The 21,543-nt window shown below is 65.0% G+C and carries 21 protein-coding genes; 4 read left to right on the top strand and 17 right to left on the bottom strand.

The window, feature by feature from the left end:
* Positions 1 to 30 precede the first annotated feature (30 nt).
* Positions 31 to 966: a diiron oxygenase gene (locus tag ACYP33_RS28140; protein WP_459624699.1), complete on the top strand. Its 936-nt coding sequence runs from the start codon at positions 31 to 33 to the stop codon at positions 964 to 966.
* Positions 967 to 1,014: 48 nt separating this feature from the next.
* On the opposite strand, the gene ACYP33_RS28135 is transcribed toward ACYP33_RS28140, so the two are convergent.
* The 5 genes from ACYP33_RS28135 to ACYP33_RS28115 form a co-directional block, all read right to left on the bottom strand.
* Positions 1,015 to 2,007 carry a cupin domain-containing protein gene (locus tag ACYP33_RS28135; RefSeq protein WP_459624697.1) on the bottom strand — a complete coding sequence of 331 codons (993 nt, stop codon included), beginning with the start codon at positions 2,005 to 2,007 and terminating at the stop codon, positions 1,015 to 1,017.
* 79 nt (positions 2,008 to 2,086) lie between these two features.
* Positions 2,087 to 3,127, bottom strand: coding sequence for an anthranilate 1,2-dioxygenase electron transfer component AntC (antC, locus tag ACYP33_RS28130; protein ID WP_459624696.1), 1,041 nt, complete (start codon positions 3,125 to 3,127; stop codon positions 2,087 to 2,089).
* Between the two features lie 15 nt (positions 3,128 to 3,142).
* Positions 3,143 to 3,646 carry an anthranilate 1,2-dioxygenase small subunit gene (gene antB, locus ACYP33_RS28125; protein ID WP_459624695.1) on the bottom strand — a complete coding sequence of 168 codons (504 nt, stop codon included), beginning with the start codon at positions 3,644 to 3,646 and terminating at the stop codon, positions 3,143 to 3,145.
* Between the two features lie 3 nt (positions 3,647 to 3,649).
* Positions 3,650 to 5,026 carry an anthranilate 1,2-dioxygenase large subunit gene (gene antA / locus ACYP33_RS28120; protein ID WP_459624815.1) on the bottom strand — a complete coding sequence of 459 codons (1,377 nt, stop codon included), beginning with the start codon at positions 5,024 to 5,026 and terminating at the stop codon, positions 3,650 to 3,652.
* Positions 5,027 to 5,240: 214 nt separating this feature from the next.
* Complete coding sequence (locus tag ACYP33_RS28115) at positions 5,241 to 5,999, bottom strand: SDR family NAD(P)-dependent oxidoreductase (protein WP_459624694.1); 759 nt, start codon at positions 5,997 to 5,999, stop codon at positions 5,241 to 5,243.
* Positions 6,000 to 6,195: 196 nt separating this feature from the next.
* Between ACYP33_RS28115 and ACYP33_RS28110 the strand changes: the two genes are divergently transcribed.
* Positions 6,196 to 7,116: an AraC family transcriptional regulator gene (locus ACYP33_RS28110; RefSeq protein WP_459624814.1), complete on the top strand. Its 921-nt coding sequence runs from the start codon at positions 6,196 to 6,198 to the stop codon at positions 7,114 to 7,116.
* Positions 7,117 to 7,198: 82 nt separating this feature from the next.
* Here the strand turns inward: ACYP33_RS28110 and ACYP33_RS28105 are convergent, their stop codons facing one another.
* Both ACYP33_RS28105 and ACYP33_RS28100 read right to left on the bottom strand, forming a co-directional pair.
* A complete protein-coding gene (locus tag ACYP33_RS28105; protein WP_414441260.1) occupies positions 7,199 to 7,543 on the bottom strand; it encodes a cupin domain-containing protein in 345 nt (114 codons plus the stop codon).
* 150 nt (positions 7,544 to 7,693) lie between these two features.
* Positions 7,694 to 8,626 (bottom strand): AraC family transcriptional regulator, encoded by a 933-nt coding sequence (locus ACYP33_RS28100; protein WP_459624692.1) that lies wholly within the window; start codon positions 8,624 to 8,626, stop codon positions 7,694 to 7,696.
* 91 nt (positions 8,627 to 8,717) lie between these two features.
* Here ACYP33_RS28100 and ACYP33_RS28095 point away from each other — a divergent pair, with 91 nt between their 5' ends.
* Positions 8,718 to 9,638 carry an NmrA family NAD(P)-binding protein gene (locus tag ACYP33_RS28095; protein ID WP_459624691.1) on the top strand — a complete coding sequence of 307 codons (921 nt, stop codon included), beginning with the start codon at positions 8,718 to 8,720 and terminating at the stop codon, positions 9,636 to 9,638.
* A 149-nt stretch (positions 9,639 to 9,787) separates the two neighbouring features.
* Here the strand turns inward: ACYP33_RS28095 and ACYP33_RS28090 are convergent, their stop codons facing one another.
* The 4 genes from ACYP33_RS28090 to ACYP33_RS28075 form a co-directional block, all read right to left on the bottom strand.
* Positions 9,788 to 10,297, bottom strand: coding sequence for a prolyl-tRNA synthetase associated domain-containing protein (locus ACYP33_RS28090; protein WP_459624690.1), 510 nt, complete (start codon positions 10,295 to 10,297; stop codon positions 9,788 to 9,790).
* 81 nt (positions 10,298 to 10,378) lie between these two features.
* The gene (locus ACYP33_RS28085; protein WP_459624689.1) at positions 10,379 to 11,791 is read right to left on the bottom strand and encodes an aspartate ammonia-lyase; all 1,413 of its coding nucleotides are present in this window, start codon (positions 11,789 to 11,791) and stop codon (positions 10,379 to 10,381) included.
* On the bottom strand, positions 11,784 to 12,767 hold the full coding sequence (locus ACYP33_RS28080; protein WP_459624688.1) for a LysR family transcriptional regulator: 984 nt from the start codon (positions 12,765 to 12,767) through the stop codon (positions 11,784 to 11,786). Before ACYP33_RS28080 ends, ACYP33_RS28085 begins: the two co-directional genes overlap by 8 nt.
* A gap of 46 nt (positions 12,768 to 12,813) precedes the next feature.
* Positions 12,814 to 14,190, bottom strand: coding sequence for an MFS transporter (locus ACYP33_RS28075; RefSeq protein WP_459624687.1), 1,377 nt, complete (start codon positions 14,188 to 14,190; stop codon positions 12,814 to 12,816).
* A 262-nt stretch (positions 14,191 to 14,452) separates the two neighbouring features.
* Here ACYP33_RS28075 and ACYP33_RS28070 point away from each other — a divergent pair, with 262 nt between their 5' ends.
* On the top strand, positions 14,453 to 15,460 hold the full coding sequence (locus ACYP33_RS28070; protein WP_459624686.1) for a LysR family transcriptional regulator: 1,008 nt from the start codon (positions 14,453 to 14,455) through the stop codon (positions 15,458 to 15,460).
* 25 nt (positions 15,461 to 15,485) lie between these two features.
* Here ACYP33_RS28070 and ACYP33_RS28065 read toward each other — a convergent pair whose 3' ends face one another.
* From ACYP33_RS28065 to ACYP33_RS28040, 6 genes are all read right to left on the bottom strand, one after another.
* Positions 15,486 to 16,652 (bottom strand): porin, encoded by a 1,167-nt coding sequence (locus ACYP33_RS28065; RefSeq protein WP_459624685.1) that lies wholly within the window; start codon positions 16,650 to 16,652, stop codon positions 15,486 to 15,488.
* Between the two features lie 183 nt (positions 16,653 to 16,835).
* Complete coding sequence (locus tag ACYP33_RS28060; protein ID WP_459624684.1) at positions 16,836 to 17,822, bottom strand: dipeptidase; 987 nt, start codon at positions 17,820 to 17,822, stop codon at positions 16,836 to 16,838.
* Between the two features lie 82 nt (positions 17,823 to 17,904).
* Positions 17,905 to 18,660, bottom strand: a complete 756-nt coding sequence (locus ACYP33_RS28055; protein WP_459624813.1) for an ABC transporter ATP-binding protein — start codon at positions 18,658 to 18,660, stop codon at positions 17,905 to 17,907.
* Positions 18,657 to 19,484 (bottom strand): ABC transporter ATP-binding protein, encoded by an 828-nt coding sequence (locus ACYP33_RS28050; protein WP_414441250.1) that lies wholly within the window; start codon positions 19,482 to 19,484, stop codon positions 18,657 to 18,659. The genes ACYP33_RS28055 and ACYP33_RS28050 overlap by 4 nt, the downstream gene beginning before the upstream one ends.
* Positions 19,485 to 19,487: 3 nt before the next feature.
* Positions 19,488 to 20,411, bottom strand: a complete 924-nt coding sequence (locus ACYP33_RS28045) for an ABC transporter permease (protein ID WP_459624683.1) — start codon at positions 20,409 to 20,411, stop codon at positions 19,488 to 19,490.
* A gap of 19 nt (positions 20,412 to 20,430) precedes the next feature.
* The gene (locus ACYP33_RS28040; protein WP_459624682.1) at positions 20,431 to 21,468 is read right to left on the bottom strand and encodes an ABC transporter permease; all 1,038 of its coding nucleotides are present in this window, start codon (positions 21,466 to 21,468) and stop codon (positions 20,431 to 20,433) included.
* Positions 21,469 to 21,543 lie beyond the last annotated feature (75 nt).

Here is a 21,543-nt window from a genome sequence, read left to right as displayed (position 1 = left end):
TCCGAATCATCGTTCTATTGGACACAGAAAATGGAAACCATCGATTACGCTTTCAATCTCGACTTCGTCAAGCGGCTCGGCACGGCGTGGCCCCGGCGCGCCACCGTTCGCTCGGATTTCTTCGAACAACTGGCGAATGCCCCGCTCGATTCCGCCGCACCCGACTACCCGGCCTACATGGTGCCGTTCTGGGATCACCCGACGTTTGCCTCGGTATCCGACAAGACGCGCGAAGCCGTGTTGGCCTGGGCGTGGATCGTCTATAACCGCCGCACCATCGCGGCGGAAGAGCGCGTGGCCAACCCGGCGTTCGCGCTGCTGGTGGCCGGCCGCTTTCCGTGCGGCTCCGAGCCGGAAGTGCAGCAGCAGATCCAGCATTCGCTGATCGACGAGCATTTCCATTCGCTGATGCACATGATGGCGATCGAGCGCACCAGGAAAATGCGCGGCATCGACTACGAAATCCAATTCCCCGATTCGGTGACCTACCGCGCGCTGCAACGCCTGCAGGCGCAGACGCAGGACCCCTGGGAACGCGATCTGCAAGTGCTGGTGTTCGCGATCGTGTCCGAAATCAGCATCAACGCCTATCTGGAACTGATGGCGCGCGATTCGACCATCCAGCCGTTCCACAGCCTGATCACCACGCTGCACAATCGCGACGAATATGCCCACGCCGCGCTGCTGGCCGAAATCTCCAAGCCGCTTTACGGAGAACTGAACGAGGCGCAGCGTGCGTCGTTCCGCAGCTACCTGCCGGTGGCACTCGATGCGTTCTGGGCGCAGGACTATTCGGCATGGGAGTGCATCCTGCGACATCTGCAGGTGCCGCATTACGCGGAGATGCTCGAAGATTGCAAACGCGACGCCAGCAAGTCGAAGCTGTCGCGCGATTATTCGGGGCTGGAGAAACTGGTTACGGAACTGGGCATCAAGGAGGAACTGAATTTCCAGTTCGCCGCCTGAGCGCTCACCCATCAAGCGGGCCGGCTCGGGGTCGGGCCGCCTGGCGGCCTACCCTCGCCGCTTCAGCGTCTGCGACGGCGTTTCGCCAAACAGCGACTTGTACTCGGCCGAGAACCGGCCCAGGTGCGTGAAGCCCCAGGCGAGCGCCACGGTCGACACGTTGCGTGCCGAACCGTCGCTCACCAGGTCGCGGCGCACGCCCTCCAGCCGATAGCGCTTCAGACAGGCCATCGGCCCCTGCCCGACGTGCTGCCGGAAGCTGGCGAACAGTTTCTGGCGCGACACGCCGGCGGCCCGCTCGATGTCTTCCAGCGTCACGTCTTCCCGGGCGTGCGCCTGGATGAACTGGCGCGCCAGATGCACGTAACGCGGCACGGTCGGACGCAGCACGTCGGCGAGCTCGGTGGAATAGTTGTGCGGCTGCGCGATCAGCAGGCCCTTCAGCAAGGCCTGTTCGAGGTCGCCCGCCATCTGAAGATGGTTGAGCACGCCGCCCGAGCGCTCCATTTCGTCGGCCAGGAAGCGCACCATGCGCCACCAGGCGCCCGGCTCGCCGGCCGCCGCGCTCATCTCCGGCTCGAACGTGATCGCGTCGTCGAACGGACGCTGCAACAGGCCTTCCAGCACCTGCCGCAACGCCGCGCGCGGCACCGACATGATGATCTTCCGGCAATTGCCGTCGATCGACAGCGCCTGCGTTTCGTGCGGCGAGAGGATCACGCCTCGATCGGCATCCGACAGCCAGGTGCGCCCGCGCGCCGCGAGCTCCTGCCGGCCGGTCAGCGGCAGGCTGATGCTGTAGCAGTTCAGTGGTGCGCCGTCCTCGACGGAAATCGTCACGTCGGTGCCGTATTCGACATAGCCGAGCGTGCTCGCCATCGAGCGCAGCACGGTGCCCGAGTGATTGAACTGGACACGGTTGGGACGGCTCACCTGCAGCCCGTGCGGGCCGCAGATATGCGCCATCCAATCGTGTGCGCCCTCGAAGTCGTGCCGCGTGGCATGGATGCCGTGACCATCGTTGGCGAGAGGGGGAGCCATGGCGTCGTCTGTCGTTCGTCCGATCCTGGCATGGTAGCCGAAACTTGCGGCCGGAAATAAATGCGCTTCGGCGTGCCGGTCAGGCTGCCTGATGCACACTCCCGCTTTCCACGAACTTCTCGAAGTGGAGCCGGACATCGACGATGCCGGCATCGTGAAGCCAGCCGCGAATCGCCTCGACCATCGGTGGCGGCCCGCACATGTACATGTCGAACGGCGCCGCCATCAGCGATGCACGCGGCAGATGCTCGGGAATCAGGCCCGTCTTGCCCTGCCACTCGGGCGACGGCTTCATGACGACGATTTCATACGAAAATTGCGGAATGCTTGCCGCATAGGCCTTGATCCGCTCGATTTCGCACAGGTCGCGCGTGTGCGTAACGCCGTAATAGAGCCGGACCGGCTGGCCGCCCGCACCGTTCGCGGCCAATTCGTCGAGCATGCCGAGAAACGCCGACAAGCCGGTGCCGCCGGCCGCCATCACGATCGGCCGCTCGACATGACGCAGGTAGAACGCCCCGAACGGCGCCTCGAATTCGATCGTCTGCCCCGCCTCGCAACGCTCGCGGATATACCGGCTCATCACGCCGTCGGGCAGCAGCCGGATCAGGAACTGCAACCGGTTGGTGTCGTTCGGGCAATGCGCGAACGAATAGGCGCGCCACGCATCCGTGCCCGGAACGTTCAGGCGTGCATATTGACCCGGAAGAAAATCGATCCGGCGTTGATGGGCGCTGGCGTCCACCTGCAGGATCGCGGTTGTCTCCGACACCTGACGCACCCCCACGACACGCCCGCTCAACCGTTCGGTGCCGGCCGCGCTGCACAGAGCAGAATCGAAATCGTAGCTGAACGACGCATCCGATTGCACGCGCGTCTGGCACGACAGCATCTTGCGCTGCGCCAGATCGTCGGCGGTCAGCGCCTCCTCGTCCACGTAGTCCTGTGTATAAAGCCCCGAATCGCAGCGCCCCCGGCAGGTACCGCACACGCCCTCGCGGCAATCGAGCGGAATCTGGATGCCGTTGCGCAGCGCGGCATCCAGCAGGATTTCGTCGGGACGCACGTCGAAGAACACCGTCTTTCCGTCGGCAAAATTGAAGGCCACCTTATGACTCATCGCGCGCCCCTCCGTTTACAGATGATAGAAATCGAGCACCGCGTTGATGGTGTCGTTGAGCAGCAGCACATGCTTGCGCATGATCTTCCAGCTCTCGCCATCGGGCCGCAGCCGGTAGGTCGCGCGACCGAAGAAATGCTCCGCGACGCCGTGGCGCGCATAGAACGTCGCCCAGTTCGCCTTCACCTCGATCTCGCCGGCGCCGCCGCCTTCTGCCGGCGCAATGCGCACATTGGTGATCTGATGCATGGTGCGCGGCATCGGCGTGCAGGCCGCCGACTTGCCGGTACGCACACGGAATACCCGGTCTTCCAGGCCACCGCGACTGGCGTAATAGACGAGCGACATGCCGCGCTTCGGATCGGTCGTGTATTCGTGCTCGGAATCCCATTGCGGCACGTGGAATTCGCTGTTCTCGTCGAACAGCTCGACGTAATCGTCCCATTGCTGCAGATCGCACAGCTCGGACTTGCGATACAGGAATTGCTCGACGGAATACTGGATGGCCGGGTTCGACATGGTTCAGGCCTCCTGACGATCGGCGCTCATCACGTCGAGGCGCTTGAGCAGGGCGTCGCGCCAGGCGCCATGCTGATTGACGTACAAGCCTTCGTGCGTCAGCTCGGTACCGGTCAGCGCCGGCGCGATACCGAGCAGTTCGGCGTTGACCGTCGTGCCCGCCACCCACTTCCGGTGGCCTCGCGAGATGTCGCTCCAGCGTTCCAGGCGCGCCTGGAACCCGCGCTGCTGCTCGCGGAACTCCACGAGGTCGTCGGGCGTGCCCATGCCCGACACGTTGAAGAAATCCTCGAACTGCCGGATGCGATTTTCGCGATCCTGGTCCGATTCACCCTTCACGCCGATGCACTGGCTGATCACCTCCGTCTTGTTCCAGCTGATCGGACGCACGATGCGCAATTGCGAGCTGATCTGATCCATGAAAAACAGGCTCGGATAGATGTTCAGGTTGCGCAGGCGGTGCATCATCCATTCCGCCTTCTTCTGGCCATGCGTTTTCACGAGCCGCGGCATCACGCTCGCATAGCCGGGGCGCACGGCAGGATTCGGCATGTCGCTGAACAGCAGCGCGTGGCCGTTTCGGAATGCGAACCAGCCATCGTCGGTTTCGGTATCGCCCGCGCCGAGCTTGCTGTAGTCGAGCGTCGCGCTGTTGCCGGCGCCCTTCTTGAGGTTTTCTTCCTGGCGGTGCTGGACCGTCGCCACGTAGTTGTAATGCACGGTGCTGACGTGATAGCCGTCGAGACCGTTCTCGTTCTGCAGCTTCCAGTTGCCGTCGAACGTGTAGGTGGACTTGCCGGGCAGCACTTCGAGTTCTCCGGTCGGCGATTGCGCCACCATCATGTCGAGGAACACGCGGGCGTCGCCGAGATAATCGTCCAGCGTATCGGTGCCTTGCGCATCGAGGCTGACGAACACGAAGCCCTTGTAGCTCGCGATACGCGCCTTCTTGAGGCCGCGCCCGGCCTTGTCGAAATCGTCACCGTACTCGCTCGGCGCCTTGATCTTGACGAGGCGGCCGTCGCTCTTGTAGCACCACGCATGGAACGGGCATGTGAAGGTGGATTGGTTGCCCTTGCTCATGCGCGTGAGCGTGGCGCCCCGATGCTGACAGGCGTTGATCATCGCGTGCAGCGCGCCGTTGCCGTCGCGCGAGACGATCAGCGGCTGGCGACCCGCGCGTATCGTGATGAAATCGTTGGGCTTCGAAATCTCGCTTTCATGGCAAGCGTAGATCCAGTTTTTCTCGAAGATCAGCTCCATCTCGAGATTGAACAGATCCGGCTCGGTGAACATATCGCGTGCAATACGATAGATGCCCTCGTCCGGACGAAAGTCGATGCAGCCGTTGACGAAATTTCGCCAGCGGACCGGGTTCATTTCAGCGTTCACGATTGCATCTCCAATGGCATCTCGGGCCGGGTTGCGGGATTCGGGTGGGGGTGAGATGCATTAGAAACCGGACTATTTTCTGCGGCTATCCGCTTGGTGAGGGAATGCTATCCAGTTAGTTTGGAAGGAGCGGGAAATCGACACGTTTGGCGGACGTCTCCGACACCGCCGCTCGCCGCAATCCGCCCCTTTTGGCGCTCGCTCAGGCTCCGGCCTTCACGCTCATGCCGCCATCGGCCATCACGACCGATCCGACCATGAAGCTGGCTCGCCCGGAGGCAAGGAACAACACCACCTCCGCGATTTCCTCGGGATGCGCCGCCCGTCCGATCGGCGCACGCGCTCCGTGAGCCGCCAACGCTGCGGCGCCGTTGCCGTCGGGCGCGACGCGATCGAGGATGTGGGTGAGGACATCGCCGGAACCGACCGCATTGACCCGGATGCCGTACTCGATCGCCTCCAGCGCAAGCGTCCGCGTCAGCTGCGCAAGCGCCCCTTTCGAGGCGGTGTAGGCGGCAATCGTCGGGAATGCGAAATACGACGCATAGGACGCCACGTTGACGATGGCGCCGGCGCGCTGCGGCATCATCGCTTTCATGGCCTCGCGCGAATGCAGGAAGGCGCCTGTCACGTTGACGTTCATGATCCGCTCCCAGTCGTCGCGCGACATGTCCACCACGAGCTTGTTGATGATGATGCCGGCATTGTTGACGAGCAGATCCAGCCGTGAAAACCGTTCAACGGCAAGTGCCACCGCTTTTTCCGCGCTGCCGTCGGCGGAGATATCGGCGACCAGCGGCACGACATGCGGCCCGGCCAGCGCTTCGACGGCGGGATCGATATCCTCGGCCACCACGCAGGCGCCGCGCGCCACGAGCAGCTCGGTGATGGCGCGTCCAATGCCGCTGGCCGCGCCGGTGACGATTGCAACTTTTCCTTCAACCTCGTTGATATCCTGCATGGTCGTTTCCTCGAAAATCGATTTGCCGAGTCACCTGACGATCAGGGTTCGAAATCGTGAAAACGAATGTACCTGCCGGATTTTCGACGAGCCATGGCTGTGGTTCTCGGACTCTTGCCTATAAGTATCAAACGGGCATCCCGGCCTCGCATATCGAATATATTGGCGAGGGTCAGTGAAAAACGCGGGAGGGGAGATGCCGGAGCGGCAGAAGCAAATCGTCAGGCAGATCGAACGGCTCGCGCCCAACGAGGGATATACGGCATCGATGCTGGATGCGGTCAGCTTTGTTCGTGCCAACCGCTCGCTCGGCCGCACGCCGGTTTTGTACAAACCGAGCATCGTGCTCGTCTGTCAGGGCCGCAAGCGCGGGTTCCTTGGCGACGAGGTCTTTCTCTATGACGCCAGTCACTATCTCGTGCTTTCGGTACCGCTGCCGTTTTCCACGGAAACGGAAGCAACGCCCGAGGCACCGTTTCTCGCCGTCACCGTTCGCCTCGATGCCAGCGTCACTGCGGATCTGATGCTCGATGTGGATACGCCCGGCAGCAAAACACCCGCGACGCCGCGAGGCATCTATTCCACACGCTTGAACGATCGGCTTTCAAGCACGCTGCTTCGTCTTCTGGAAGCGCTCGGCTCGCCGCTGGAGGCGCGAATCGTCGCCCCCCTCGTGGTGCACGAGCTATGCTTCCTGGTGCTGACCGGCGAGCAAGGCGATGCCATGCGTGCGTCGCTTGCGACGACCGGCCATTTCTCGCAGATCGCGCGGGCGCTGCGCCGCATCCACAGCGATTACGACAAACGGATCGACGTCGATAGCTTGAGCAACGAAAGCGGCATGAGCGTGCCGACGTTTCACCGCCATTTCAAGGCCGTGACTCACACGACGCCGGCTCAATATCTGAAATCGACGCGCTTGCATCAGGCGCGCCTGTTGATGATTCGCACCGGCTTGACGGCCGCCGCCGCGTCCGCCACGGTCGGCTACGAAAGCCCTTCGCAATTCAGCCGGGAATTCAAGCGGGAATTCGGTCGATCGCCGACAGAAGAAGTCGGCCATATGAAGGCGGCATTCGGTTGGTCCGCATCGACGCTCGACGCCGATCCTCAGTGATCGATTGTCGATAGGTTCCGAGCAGCGATCGGCGCACCGTTCGCAGCCGAACGCCGCCCGGAATCGAACCGCGATGCTTCGCTCAGGCAAACACGAAATACTTCCGCACCGTCTCCACCACCTCCCACGTGCCCTTCATGCCCGGCTCGATCACGAACACGTCGCCGCCCTTCAAATGCACGGGCGCCTCGCCTTCCGGCGTGATGATGCAATAGCCTTCGAGGAAGTGGCAGAACTCCCATTTCTCGTAGTTCACTTCGAACTTGCCCGGCGTGCAGATCCACGTGCCCATGATCTTGCTGCCGTCCTTGGAGAGATACGCGTTGAGGTTCACGGTGTGCGGATCGCCGCCGATGCGCTTCCACTTCGTGGCGTCGACAACGGGAACGGGGCAGGTTTCGCGCAAAACGGTGATGAAGTCGGACATGTCGATTCCAGACGGTCGGATGAGAAGGCGTTCACGTTATTCCAAAAGCCCGGCCCGGGCTAGTACGCTTGCGACAACGTTCCATCCAATTTCGACATCGCGCCGCCGGGACCGGCACATCGCCTTCCGGGCCGCCCATCCAACGAACCATCAATCCGGCGTATTCAGACCGTCCACGTCAGTCCGGGCATAGCGACGCGGAGAACAGCCCACCACCCGCTTGAATGCCGTATTGAACGCATTCTCCGATTCGTAGCCGAGCGCGGCCGCGATCTGTCCAAGCGTCTCGCGGCTGTTCAGCAGCTTGTCTTTCGCCAACCGCATGCGCCAATGCGTCAGATAGGCAATCGGCGTTTCGCCGACCCGCTCCCGAAATCGCTGCGCGAAAACGGATCGCGACAGGCCGGCATGGTCGGCCAACTCGGCAATGGTCCAGCGATGCGCCGCATCGAGATGCATCGCTTCGATCGCCTTGCCGACGTGCGGATCGGCAAGCGCATACAAAATGCCGACCCGTTCGGCCGCCTGCCGAGACAGATGCAATCGGAAAGCCTGCAGCAATATGAAATGCGCCAGATGACGCGCCGCAAGCGCGCCACCCAGCCTTCCCGGTTGCATCTCGATCATCATGTGTTGAATGCACCAGTGCATGGCGGCACGATCTTCGGCCTGATGCAGATGAATCAACGGCGGCAACGCGCCGAGCAGACTTCCGGCTTCGCGCGCATCGACTTCGAAGCGCGTGCCGACAAACGCGAAACCGCCGCCGCCGTTGTGAACGAGGACATCGCCCGGTTGTATGCCGGCCAACACGTCTCGCGCCTGCACCGGATGCAGGGCGAGATCGCTGGCCAGCGTGAAGGGCAACCCGGCCGGCAGGATGATGCAGTCGCCTTCCGTCAGCCGGACCGCGTGGTCGATACCGTCCATCGACAGCCAGCATGCGCCGGCTATCACCGCATGACACTTGATCGTACCGGGCCGGCTGCCGAAACGGATGGCCCATGCGCCGCCTGCATCGACGCCGGCGGTCAGAAAGCTTTCGGGCTTGAGAATCGAGAGGATTTCGGAGAGTGGGTCCACGGTGCTCGGACGATTGCGAAGAAATCAGCGACGATGGACTATAGCTCGACGATTGCACGGCAGGTAGGCTTCCATTTTCATTGGAGGCGCCATGATCGTTGTCACTACCCCCACCGGAAATATCGGCCGTCACGTCGTTCGGCACCTGCTCGACGCCCACGCGGCATTGCGCCTGATCGTGCGCGACGCCAACACGCTGCCACCGGCTGTTCGCGAACGCGTCGATATCGTCGAAGGTTCTCACGGCGACGCCACGATCGTCGATCGGGCATTGCGCGGGGCCGATGCGGTTTTCTGGCTGTGTCCACCCACGCCATCGGCAACACCGGATGCCGCCACGGTCGACTTCGCCCGGCCGGCGGCAGACGCAATACGTCGGCATGGCATCGCGCATGTGGTGGCCGTCACCACGCTGGGGCGTGGCACGCAGTGGCAAGATCGCGCGGGGACCGTCACCGGCTCGATCCGGATGGTCGATCTGATGCGGCAGACCGGGGCATCGGTTCGCGGGCTCGCCTTGCCGGCATTCATGGACAACGCGCTGCGGCAGATCGAAGCTATCCGTCACGGCAAGATGGTCGGGCCGATCGACCCGCACCGGAAGCTGCCCCACACCGCGACGCTCGATTCCGGCCTCGCCGCCGCCGGCCTGCTGCTCGATCGCTCGTGGTCGGGCCAAGAGGACATTGCCGTGCTCGGTCCGGAAGAACTGTCGTATAGCGAACTTGCGGCGATCGTCTCGGAGACGATCGGGAAACCGGTGCAATACGAACATCAGTCCTACGAAGCATACAAGCAGGCTTGCATCGGTCGCGGTTTCACCGAGGCGTTCGCACAAGGCTTCGTCGACATGCTGCGCGCCAAGGAAGAAGGGATGGACAACGCGGCGTCGCGCGACACCGCGATCATCGGGCGGACAAGCTTCCGCCAATGGGCCGAGGAGGTGTTTAAACCGGCTATTTTCGACGGACAAAAAAATGCCGGGGGACCGAACAATCGATCCACCGGCTAACACCTTAGATAAGGTACGAGGCTCAAAGCAGTTGACCTCGATGTGCTAATCGTACGCGGAATACGGCGGCAATTGTGGCGTGACTGTGAGGATATGTGGCAGAAGTTTGTGCTATGTCTGAACCACCGCGCAACTGCTCCCGCAACGCCTCACTCGCCTGCCGCCACGCGCGCCGGCAACGCCAGCCATTCGCCCGGCCGGTCGAGGCTCGCCAGGAACGCATCGAGCGCCGCGCGCGACAGCGCGACGCTCGCCGTGTTCTCCAGCGGATGAAACAGGAAAACGGGTTCGCCTTCGAGGTCGGTATCCAGAATCAGGCGCACGCGCCGCGCATGGTCGTTGACCAGCGCGAGCGGGCTCAGCGAGCCGGTGCGAATGCCGAGCAGTTCGAGCAAGCGGTCGCCGGACGCGAACGACAGCCGCTTGCTGCCGATCGCCTCGGCCACCGCACCCAGCTCGAGCGCCTTGTTCGACGTGGTGACCACCAGGAAAACCTGGCCCTTCTTGTCCTGCAGCAGCAGGTTCTTGCAGCGTGCGCCGTCGAGCGTCAGCGTCAACAGGCCCGATTCGGCCATGTTGAGCACGGCGTCATGCTGCTCGTACGCAAACGGGATGCCGCGTTGCGCCAGCCACGTCAATACTTCGTCTTTTCCCAACATGCCGATCGTTCGCTCCATCATGGGCACGCCCGCCCGGAACCGTTCCGGGCGGGCGCGGGCCGTTATCGCCAGGCTGCCATCTTACGCACCGAACACCGGATGCGACGCCACGTCGATTTCCTTCAGCGTGTCCTGCTTCGACAGCAGCCCCGTTTCTTCCAGAATGCTGACAAGCGGGCGCCCTTCGGCCACCGATTGACGCGCGAGCTTGCTGACGCGCGCATAGCCGATCTTCGGCACCAGCGCGGTAGCCACCGCCATCGATTCGATCAAATGCTGCTCGTTGCGCGCCGCGTCGGCCTGGATGCCCGTCACGCACTTCCGCGCGAAGCGCGCGATGCCATTCGTCAGCAGTGCGATGCTGTCGAACACGCGCGAGGCCACCACCGGCTCGAAGTGATTGATTTCCAGTTCACCGTATTGCACGGCCTGCGCCACGGCCACGTCGTTGCCGACCACCGCGAAGCTCAACTGGATCATCGCCATCGGCAGCACCGGGTTCACCTTGCCCGGCATGATCGACGAGCCGGCCTGCGCCTCGGGCAGGCGCAGTTCGCCCAGCCCGCCCACCGGGCCGGACGACAATACCGTCAGGTCCGAGGCGATCTTGGCCAGCGACACCGCGCAGGTCCGCAGCTCGGCCGAGACGCGCGAGAACACGTCCATGTTCTGCATCGCGTCGAACGAATTGGCCGGCGCCTCGTAGTTCACGCCGGTGATATCGCGCAGATGCGTGTAGGCCGCGACGCGATAGCCGGCCGGCGCGCCGAAGCCGGTGCCGATCGCGGTGCCGCCGAGCGGCAGCGTGCGCAGCTTGTCGCGTACGGCGGCAAGCTCGCCGGCCAGGCGATGTGTCAGCGCCGCGTAGCCGCCGAACACCTGGCCGAGCCGCATCGGTTGGGCATCCTGAAGACAGGTACGGCCCAGATGCAGGATGTCGGCGAACTCGGCGGCCTTGGCGTCGAACAGCGCGGCGAGCTGCGCCACCTCGTCGATCAGCGGCGCGAACATGGCGTAGGTCGCGATCTTCAGCGCGGCCGGATACGCATCGTTGGTCGATTGCGAGCGGTTGACATGATCGTTCGGATGCACGACTTCGTAGCTGCCGGCCGGGTGCCCGAGAATCTGCTGGGCGCGGTTGGCGATCACTTCGTTGAAGTTCATGTTGGTGGAGGTGCCGCCCGAGCCTTCCATCAGGTCCACCACCAGCGACGCGTCGAAGCGGCCTTCGATCACTTCCCGGCACGCCTGCACGATGGCGTCGCATTGCGCCGCGCCGATCACGCCGTTGTCGCGATTGGCCAGCGCGGCGGCCCATTTCACTTGCGCGAACGCATCGCGAAACGCCGGATAGTGGGCGATGCTCAACGGCGACACGCTCAGGTTGTCGACGCCGCGCACGGTGTTGACGCCATACAGCCGATCGCCGGGAATCGTCACGTCGCCCACGTAATCGCGCTCGGTACGTTGTCCGGCCTGGTTCTGCTCACTCATAAGTTTCCCTGTTTCCTAAGCTGATCAGTTGTTCGATCTGTTTGCCGACGGCCTTCACCCTCGGCAGGAACGACGTCTCGATCACGCCGTGCGCGGTATCGCAGGCATCATCGAAAAATGCGTTGTATTCGTCGCGGCGCGCCACCAGGTACAGCGAGCGCTCCAGCTCCAGCTTCTCCACCACATGCACGGCCACGTTCGACGCATGCGTGATGCCTTGCAGCAGGCACATCGGCGAGGTGATCGCCCAGCCGATGCCTTCGGCCACCATCGAGGTCAGCGCGTCGGCGTTGTCCAGTTCGAGCCGGTTCGGCAGCCGCAGGTCGATGCGGCGCAGGTAGCGGTCGATCTGCAGGCCGACCTGCGACGAGCGATTGAAGCGCACGATCGGCAGGCGCGCGCCCAACTCGCGCAACTCGTCCACATTGCGCACCGGCTTGCGAAAGTCCTTCGGCGTAATGACGAAGTAGCGTTCGGAGAACAAGCGGTAGCGCACCACGTCGTTCGCGTCGATCAGCGGGTCGCTGGTCACGATCAGGTCGAGATCGCGCCGCAGCAGCGCCTCGCCCTGCTGCGGGCTCAGGCCGGTGCGGATCGACAGTTGCGACACCTTGCCGAGCAACGCCTTGGTGAACACCGAGCCGCAGGTCGAGGCGAACGAATCGACCAGCCCGATGCGCAGGTCCGGCTTGATGCCGCGCCCGGCCTCCACCACCTGCGCCTTGAGGTTGGCGATTTCCTCGCTCAACACCGCGCCCCGGTTGCGCAGCGCGATGCCGAACGGCGTCAGCGTGAGCGGCCGCGTGGTGCGGTTCACGAGCACCACGCCCAGTTCCTCTTCCAGTTGCCGGACGATCTGCGAGACGCCCGATTGCGACATGCCCATGCGCGTCGCGGCGGCCGACATGCTGCCCTCCTCGGCCACGGCGACGAACACGTGGACGGCATGCATGTCGATCGGTTTGTTCAGCGGCATCTCGGTTCCTGGTGGAAGCCTGTGCGGCACGCGCTTGCGTTGCCGGTCAGGCTCGGGTTCGATGGGGGTTCACGCCGGCGGACGTGCCGTGTGCCGATGCGCTGGCCGCGGGATTGTCGTCCGTCATGTCGGCGAGGTTGTCGCGGCCGGTTTCCGGCGCCAGCTTGTGGCAGAAAACACCGCCGAACAGCAGCACGGCCACGCAGGCGCCGAGCGCCGCATGCACGCCCACGTGCTGCACCGCGAGCGGCAGCAGGAACGTGCTGATCGCCGAACCGAAGCGGCTCGACGCGACGGCCAGACCCACGCCGGACGCGCGCAGGTGTGTGGGAAACAGCTCGGGCGGATAGACGAATTCGAGGTTCGCGGCCGCCGACAGCACGCAGGCGAACAGCCCGAACGCGAGCATCGTGCCGACCGGCCCGAAGTTGCCGTAGGCGAGCACGGCGAGGCCCAGCGCCGCCAGATAGAACGTGCCGATCAGGAATTGGCGGCGCGAGATCCGGTCGATCAACAGCAGGCCGATCACCGCGCCGGCCAGGATCAGCACGTTGTAGACGAGGCCGCCGAGGAACTTGTCCTTCACGTGCAGCGCTTCGAGCACCTTCGGCGCGAAGGTGCCGAGTGCGAAATAGGGAATCACCTGGCACGCGTAGAACACGCAGCCGACCAGCGTGTTGCGGCGCCAGCGCGGCGAGAACAGCTCGGCCCAGGCGCCGCGATGCGCCTGCGGCGCGGCGGCCGGCTCGGGCAGCATCACGTTCGGCCCGAAGCGGCGCGCGATAATGGCGCGCGCTTCGTCGGCCCGGCCGCGCTTCATGAGCCACATCGGCGATTCCGGCACGATCAGGCGGAACGGCAGGATCAGCAAGGCGGGCACGCCGCTCGCGGCGAGCATGATGCGCCACGCGTCCGGCCCGATGTCCTTCATCGCGAAGCCGGCCAGATAGGCGCCCACGTAGCCGGCCGCCCATGCCGCCGCGAGCACGCTGAGCAGGCGGCCGCGATAGCGGCGCGGCGAATATTCGGTCACCAGCGATTTGCTGACCACGTAATCGGCGCCGAGAATCAACCCGAGAATCACGCGCAGCACCAGCAATTGGGTGGGCGAGGTCACGAAATACTGCGCGGCGGACACCACCGCGAACAGCAGCATGTCGTAGGCGAAGATCGTACGGCGTCCGTAACGATCCGCGATCGGCCCGGCCAGCATGCTGCCGAAGAACAGCCCCGCCAGCGAGGCCGCGCCGAGCAGCCCCATCCACACCGCATCGAGATGCAGCGGGCCGGCCGCCATGCTCACGGCAATGCCGATGATGCCGAGCACGAAGCCGTCGCTGAATTGCCCGCCCGTTCCACTGAAGGCCACCCCGACATGAAAGGGGCGCAGCGGCAGGTCTTCAAGTAATTGTCTGTTCACCATCGTCTCCGGTCTCCAAGGCGGCGCCTATCGGCCATGTCGGGCGATGCGCCATGGAAACGAGTGTAGGGCGACAGGTTCAGGAAAACAGCATAGGTGAACCGAGTATCAGGAATTCTAATAGTGTAGCGCGGCATGCCTGATGGTGCGACGCGCCCGTTGTACATGGATTACACGGGCATCGGCCGGATTATGGCCACGGTATGATGGCGCGCCCACGCCGCGCAACGCGCCGGGGCGTGCCCGACCTCTTTCCGGTATCGACATGGCCGAGCCATTGCCCCAACGCTATCCCGAATGGGAGCCGCTGCTCACCTGGGTCACGCTGATCCAGACGGGCTCCTTTGCCGACACCTCGCGCAAGCTCGGCATCTCGCAGGCAGCCGTCTCGCAACGCATCAAGCTGCTCGAGGAAATCATGGGCACGCTGCTGCTGGATCGCACCAGCCGCCCGGCGCGCCCGACGCCGGCCGGCGATCGCCTGTTCGAACACGCCAGCGGGCTGCTGCGCGGCGCCGATCAGATGATGGAGGCGGTGCGGCGCATCTCGCGCTCGCGGCGGCCGGTGGTGCGCATCGGTTGCGTCGATTCGTTCGCCGCCACCGGCGGGCCGATCATCATTCGCGCGCTGTCCTCGGTGGCGCACCAGATCCGCCTGTGGTCCGGCTCGGCCGACCTGCTTCAGCAGGAACTCGAACAGCGCCAGGTCGACATCGCCATCACGCCGGTCGGCGGCCCGGCCGCGGCGGGCATTCGGCGCGTGAAGCTGTTCTCGGAAGCGTTCGTGGTGGTATTGCCGGCGTCCGCCGAAACCGGCCAGCCCGGCCAGCCCGGCTCGCTGGCCGAGCTGGCGCGAACGCTGCCGCTGATCCGCTACTCGGCGCGCAGCAACAACGGCCGGGCCATCGAGGCCTACCTGGGCGCAAACGGCGACGCGATCGAGAACACCTGCGAATTCGACACGACCGAGCCGCTGTTGAGCATGGTCGGATCGGGCCTGGGCTTCGCCATCACCACGCCGCTCTGCATCTGGCAGGCGCGCCACCATATTCCGCAGCTTCGGGTGCTGCCGCTCGGCGCGTTCCGGCGCAAGGACAAGCCCTACCCGGACCTGTCGCGCACCTTCTACCTGCTGTATCGCGAGAACGACCTCGGCCCGCTCGCCGACGAATTGCGCGGCCTGATCGTGCAAGCGTTCACGCGGCAGGTGATCCCCGCCGTGGCCGCCGCGTTGTCGTTCAAGGAAGCCGACTTGATCTCGATCGCGTCGTAAGCGGCGGCAGGCGGCGGCAGGCGCGTCAGAAGCGATGCGTAATGCCGAAGTAGGCGCCCAGTTGCGAGCCGCTCGCCGACTGCAAGCCGCCATCGCCGATCGACGCCGTGGCCGGCACCGCGAGCTTGCCGTTCAAGGTTTGCCCGGCCGAGCGCTGATAGCCCACCAGCGCGTAGAGCGACGTACGCACCGACAGCAGATACTGCGCGCCCGCGCCCACCTGGTTGTAATGCGCGGACTGCGCCCCGTTCGCATTCGTGTAGCTGTACGAAAGGCCCGCGATGACGGCCGGAGTGAACTTGTAGTTGACGAACGCCGACCACGCGTTGAACGCCTCGGTTTCGGAAAACGCCGTTTGCAGCGCAACGGCCGGCTTGTAGCGCGTATTGCTGTAGCCGGCGCCCACCGTGAGGCCGCCGATATCGTAGGTGGCCACCGCCCGCGCGATCTGCAGCGATTGCGCCGCCAGCGCGTAGGCGCTGCTCGCGAGCGAGTTGTTGATCACGTCCGACGTGTTGAACGCGGTATTGCTCGGATTGAATTTCGCGATGTAGTAGCCCGCGCCGAGCGTCACCCCGCCGAACTTGTAGGTGCCCGCCACGGCGGCGGTCTGGCCCATGCTGATGTCGCCGGCCGCGCCGCCGAACGCGTACATCGCGACCAGCTTCAGGTTGTCGCGTGACGGGCTCGTGTACTTGATCGCATTGCTGACGCGCCCGCTGTTGTCGTAGTTGTCGAGATCGCCCGGCGTCACGTTCACGGTGCCCCACACGTTGTCGGCCGACAGCGGTTGCAGCAGATCCTTCAACGCATCGTACTGACGGCCCAGCGTGACCGTCCCCCACGCCTGGCTGCTGATGCCCACATAGGCCTGACGCCCGAACTCCCGGCCGCCCTGCCCCAGCGCGCCGGTGCCGGGCCGGAAGCCGCTTTCCAGCACGAACACCGCCTGCAGGCCGCCGCCGAGGTCTTCACGGCCGCGCAGGCCCCAGCGGTTGCCGATCAACTGGCTGTTGGTAAACGACACCTGATTGGCGTTGCGGCTCTTGTCGGCCGCACTGGCGACGTTGTGCGTGAAGCCGATGCCGGCATCGATGATGCCGTACAACGTGACCGAGCTTTGCGCATGCGCGGCGGATGCCGCGCCCAACGCCATCAGAAGCGCGGCGGCCGAAATGATTTTCCGTTTCATGGTGATCTCCAGTGTGGGTAACAACCGATCCGGTGTTCCGCATCGCCTCGGGGCAGATTTGAAATTAGTATCCCGAATTAATTTGAGCGGCTTTCCGGAACGGCTTCGAGGGACAACAGGCTGCAAATTCGGGAGGCCGCGAAGCGCCGGAAAACCGGTCGTTCGCGGCCTTTTGTCAGACGCTCACTTCCACACCTGACGAGCGACGCGCAGGTGATTGCCGCCAAGAATCTTGACGATCGCATCGGCCGGGTAGCCCTTGTCGAACAGCATCCGCACCAGCGACGGCAGGCGCTCCGGCTCGACCATCGGCGCGGGCGTCGGATAGCCGCGCGACGGCGGGAACAGGTCGGGACGCGAGGTGTAGAACGACACCAGCTCCTCGATATCGAACACGTAGTCGAAGCCGAGGCCCACGTGATCGGGGCCGACCAGTTCGACCATGTGGTCGAGATGCCGGAAGATCGCCTCGTTGCGGCTGTCGAGATCGCCCTGCGCATCCTTGCCGACGAAGCGGCCGATGCCGTTGATCCCCACCACCCCGCCCGACTGCGCGCAGGCCACGATCAGTTCATCGGGAATGTTGCGCGGATGCTCGTACACGGCATGCGCATTCGAATGCGAGAAGATCACCGGCCCGCGCGCATGATCGAGCACGTCGCGCGCCGTGCGCCAGCCGGTGTGCGAACAGCACGGCACCATGCCGACCCGCGCCATCTCGTCGATCACGCTGCGGCCGAACGCGGTCAACCCGGTGTCTTCATCGAGACAGCCGCCGCCCACGTCGTTGTTGCGGTTGTAGGCCATCAGCATCCAGCGCACGCCCAGTTCCGCGTACATCTCGACCATGCTCAATTGGCCGCCCAGCAGCCCCGCGCCCTCGATGTCGAAGCAGATGCCGAGCCGCCCCTCCGTCTTGGCGCGCTCGATGTCGGCCACGCCACCGATCAGCAAGAAACGGTCGGCGTGACGCTTGACCCAGTTACGGAAATGGGCCAGCGTGCCGACAGCCTCGTTGATCGTGTTCAGGTCCATGCCGATATTGAGCGTCACGACCGAATAGCCCGCCTGCCGATAACGCTCGAGCTGCGGCAGGAAATCGTCGTCCGCACGCAGCGGCATGCAACCGTGATTGTCCCAGGCGATCGCCTGGTCCAGGACTTGACGCACATCCGATTCAGTTTGCATAACTAAGTGATATGAATTCGTTGAAAATGAAAATCGGCGCGAGCACGTCGCGCCGCCCGGAATGTCAGTGCGATTCAGTGGCGAACGGGTCCTCGATGTCGTCACTCAGCTCGCGCAGGCGTCGCGTGTAGTCGGTGGCGATGCGGCGTTCGCGCAGATCGTCGGCCGAGAGCGTTTCCACGATCTCGCCGTTCTGCATCACCGCGATCCGCTCGCACAGATGCGCCACCGCCGCCAGGTTGTGACCCACCATGATGTAGGTCAGCCCGAGCGACACGCGCAGGTCGGCGAGCAGGTTCAGCACCTCGGCCTGGATCGACACGTCGAGCGCGCTGGTCGGCTCGTCGAGCAGCAGCACCTTCGGCCCGGCGATCAGCGCACGCGCGATCGCCACGCGCTGGCGCTGGCCGCCCGACAATTGATGCGGATAGCGAAAGCGCACCGACAGCGGCAGCGCCACCTCGCTCAGTGCGCGCGCCACGCGGCTGTCCACGTCGCCCAGACCGTGGATCGCCAGCGGCTCGCTGAGCGCGCGGTCGATCGTCTGGCGCGGGTGCAGCGATCCGTAGGGGTCCTGAAACACCATCTGCACGTCGCGATAGAACGCCTTGCTGCGCTTCGCGCCTTCCGCCCGGCCGCCGATGCGCACCGTGCCGCTCCAGTCGCCGTTCAGCCCGGCCAGCGCACGCAGCACGGTGGATTTGCCCGAGCCGCTCTCGCCGACCAGCCCGAAGGCCTCGCCCTTGCCCACCGTGAACGAGGCGCGCTTGACCGCCTGATACGAGCCGAACCGCACGTCCAGGTTCTCGACTTCGATCATTCGCTCCATGCCGCGCTCCGTTCCAGTGTCTTCAGCCGCGCGCGGGGGCGCGCGAGCGACGGCATGCATTCGAGCAGGCCGCGCGTATAGGGATGGCGCGCCTGCGCCAGTTCGCTCGCCTTCAGTTCCTCGACCACCCGGCCCGCGTACATCACCATCACGCGGTCGCAGAAGCGCGAAACCAGCGGCAAGTCATGGCTGATCAGCAGCAGCGACATGCCGCGCTGCGCGACGAGCGTTTCGAGCAGCCGCAGGATATCGGCCTGCACCGAGACATCGAGCGCGCTGGTCGGCTCGTCGGCGATCAGCATTTCCGGATCGGGCGCGAGCATCATCGCGATCATCACGCGCTGGCCCATGCCGCCCGACAGCTCGTTCGGATAGGCCGCCGCCACGCGGCGCGGGTCGCGAATCTTCACCTGGTCGAGCAAATCGAGCGCGGCCTCGAACGCGGCCTTGCGGCCCTCGCCGCGATGCGCGCGCCAGGTTTCGGCGATCTGCGCGCCCACGCTCATCACCGGGTTCAGCGAATACTTCGGGTCCTGCATGATCAGGCCCGCGCGCTTGCCGCGAATCCGGCGCATCTGCGCCTCGTCGGCGGCCTGGATATCGATGCCGTCAAAGCTCAGTTGCTCGGCCGACATCGTCGCGCGGCTCGGCAGCAGCTTGAGGATCGAGCGCGCCGTCAGCGATTTGCCCGAACCCGATTCGCCGACGATGCCGAGCTTCTCCTGGCCGAGCCGGAACGACACGCCCTTGACGGCCTCCACTTCACCGGCCGGCGAGGCGAACTTCACCCTGAGGTTGTTGACCTGGATTTCCATCGATTACTCCGATTTCGGGTCGAACACGTCGCGCAGACCGTCGCCGAGCAGGTTGAAGGCGAGCGAGGCGACGAAGATCGCCAGGCCCGGGATGGCCGGCACCCACCATTGCTGCAGGATGAAGCCGCGCGTGCTGGCGATCATCGCGCCCCACTCGGGCGACGGCGCCTGCGCGCCCATGCCGAGAAAGCCGAGGCCGGCCGCGGTCAGCACGATGCCGCTCACGTCGAGCGCCACCCGCACGATCACCGACGAGATGCACAAGGGCATGATGTGACGCAGCACGATGCGCGCCGCCGAGGCGCCCGTCAGGCGAATCGCCGAGACGAAATCGGCCCGGCGGATCACCAGCGTTTCGGCGCGCGCGATCCGCGCATACGGCGGCCACGCCGTCAGCGCGATCGCCAGCACCACGCTCGTCAGGCCGGGCTTCAGCGCCGACACGAAGGCGAGCGCGAGCACCAGCTTCGGGAACGCCAGGAACACGTCGGTCACGCGCATCAGCACGCGGTCCACCCAGCCGCCCGCGTAGCCGGCCACGCTGCCCACCAGCAGCCCGAGCGGCGCGACCATCGCGACGATCATCACGGCGATGCCGAGCGTGATGCGCGCGCCGAACAGCAGCCGGCTGTACAGATCGCGGCCGAGCTGGTCGGTGCCGAGCCAGTGCGCGGCCGACGGCGGCGCGAGCCGCAGCGCCAGGTCCTGCGCGTCGGGATCGTGGGTGGCCAGTTGCGGCGCGAAGATCGCCACCGCGAACAGCGCGAGCAGGATCACCAGCCCGGTCATGGCCAGCCAGTTGCCGCGAAACTGCAGCCAGCCGCGATACGCCATGCCGATCGCCGCCTGACGCCGCGATTGCGGCGTGTCGGTCAGCACCCAGTTGCGCCAGTTGCGCATGCGTCTCCCTGTCGAGAGCGTATTCATCGTCATGTCTCCTCCTGTCTCACTTCACGCGCGGGTCGAGCCACCGGTAGGCCAGATCGGCCAGGAAGTTCGAGCCGACGTAGACGGCGCCGATCACCAGCGTGGCGCCCAGCACCGCATTCATGTCCGCGTTCAGCAGCGAGCGCGTCAGGTATTGCCCGAGCCCCGGCCAACTGAACACCGTTTCGGTCAGCACCGAGCCTTCGAGCAGGCTCGCGTAGGCCAGCGCAATCACCACCATCAGGCGTCCTGAAATATTCGCGAACGCGTGGCGCCAGAGAATCCGCATCGGCGACAGCCCCTTGGCGCGCGCCGTCACCACGAACTCGCCGGCCAGCGCGTCGAGCATGAACGTGCGCGTCATCCGCACCAGCATCGACATGCTGACGAAGGCCAGCATCAGCGCGGGCATCGCGAGGTGGGCGAGCGCATCGCGAAACACATCCCATTGCCCGTCGAGCGCCGCGTCGATCACCAGCGCGCCGGTGGCGAACGGCACCATGCCCTCGTAGGCGACGTCCTGCTGGCCCACGCCGGGCGCGAGGTTCAGCTTCACGTAGAACACCAGCAGGCACAGCAGCGCCAGCACGAACGCCGGAATCGACTGGCCGCTCAGGCTGACCAGCCGGATCAGCCCGTCCAGGCGCGAGCCGGCGCGCGCGGCCGACAGCACGCCGAGCGGCACGCCCACCAGCACCGCGATCAGGATCGCGGCGGTGGCCAGTTCCAGCGTGGCCGGGAAGAACTGGCGGATATCGGCCACCACCGATTGCCCCGTCATCACCGAGGTGCCGAGATCGCCGTGCGCGAGGTGCTGCAGGTAGATCCAGAACTGCGTCAGCAGCGGCTTGTCGAGGCCCAGTTCGAGCCGCACGCGCGCCACCACGTCGGGCGTGGCGCGGTCGCCGACGATCGCCAGCACCGGATCGACCGGCATGGCGCGGCCGATCAGGAACGTGACGAGCACCAGCCCGAACAGCGTGGCGGCGATCGCGGACGCCGCCGACACCGAGGTGCGCAGCCGCAGGCCCAGCGGGCCGGTCTTGAGCGTGCTCATGATTTACGGATTCCCGAATAATGCGTGTAGGCGTCGATCGGCCCGATCGACAGGCCCGTCACGCCGGCGCGCGCC

It is taken from the genome of Burkholderia sp. 3C (assembly GCF_054589155.1).
The sequence above is the reverse complement of the archived record's forward strand: the minus strand, read 5'-3'. Positions and strand labels throughout refer to the sequence as shown.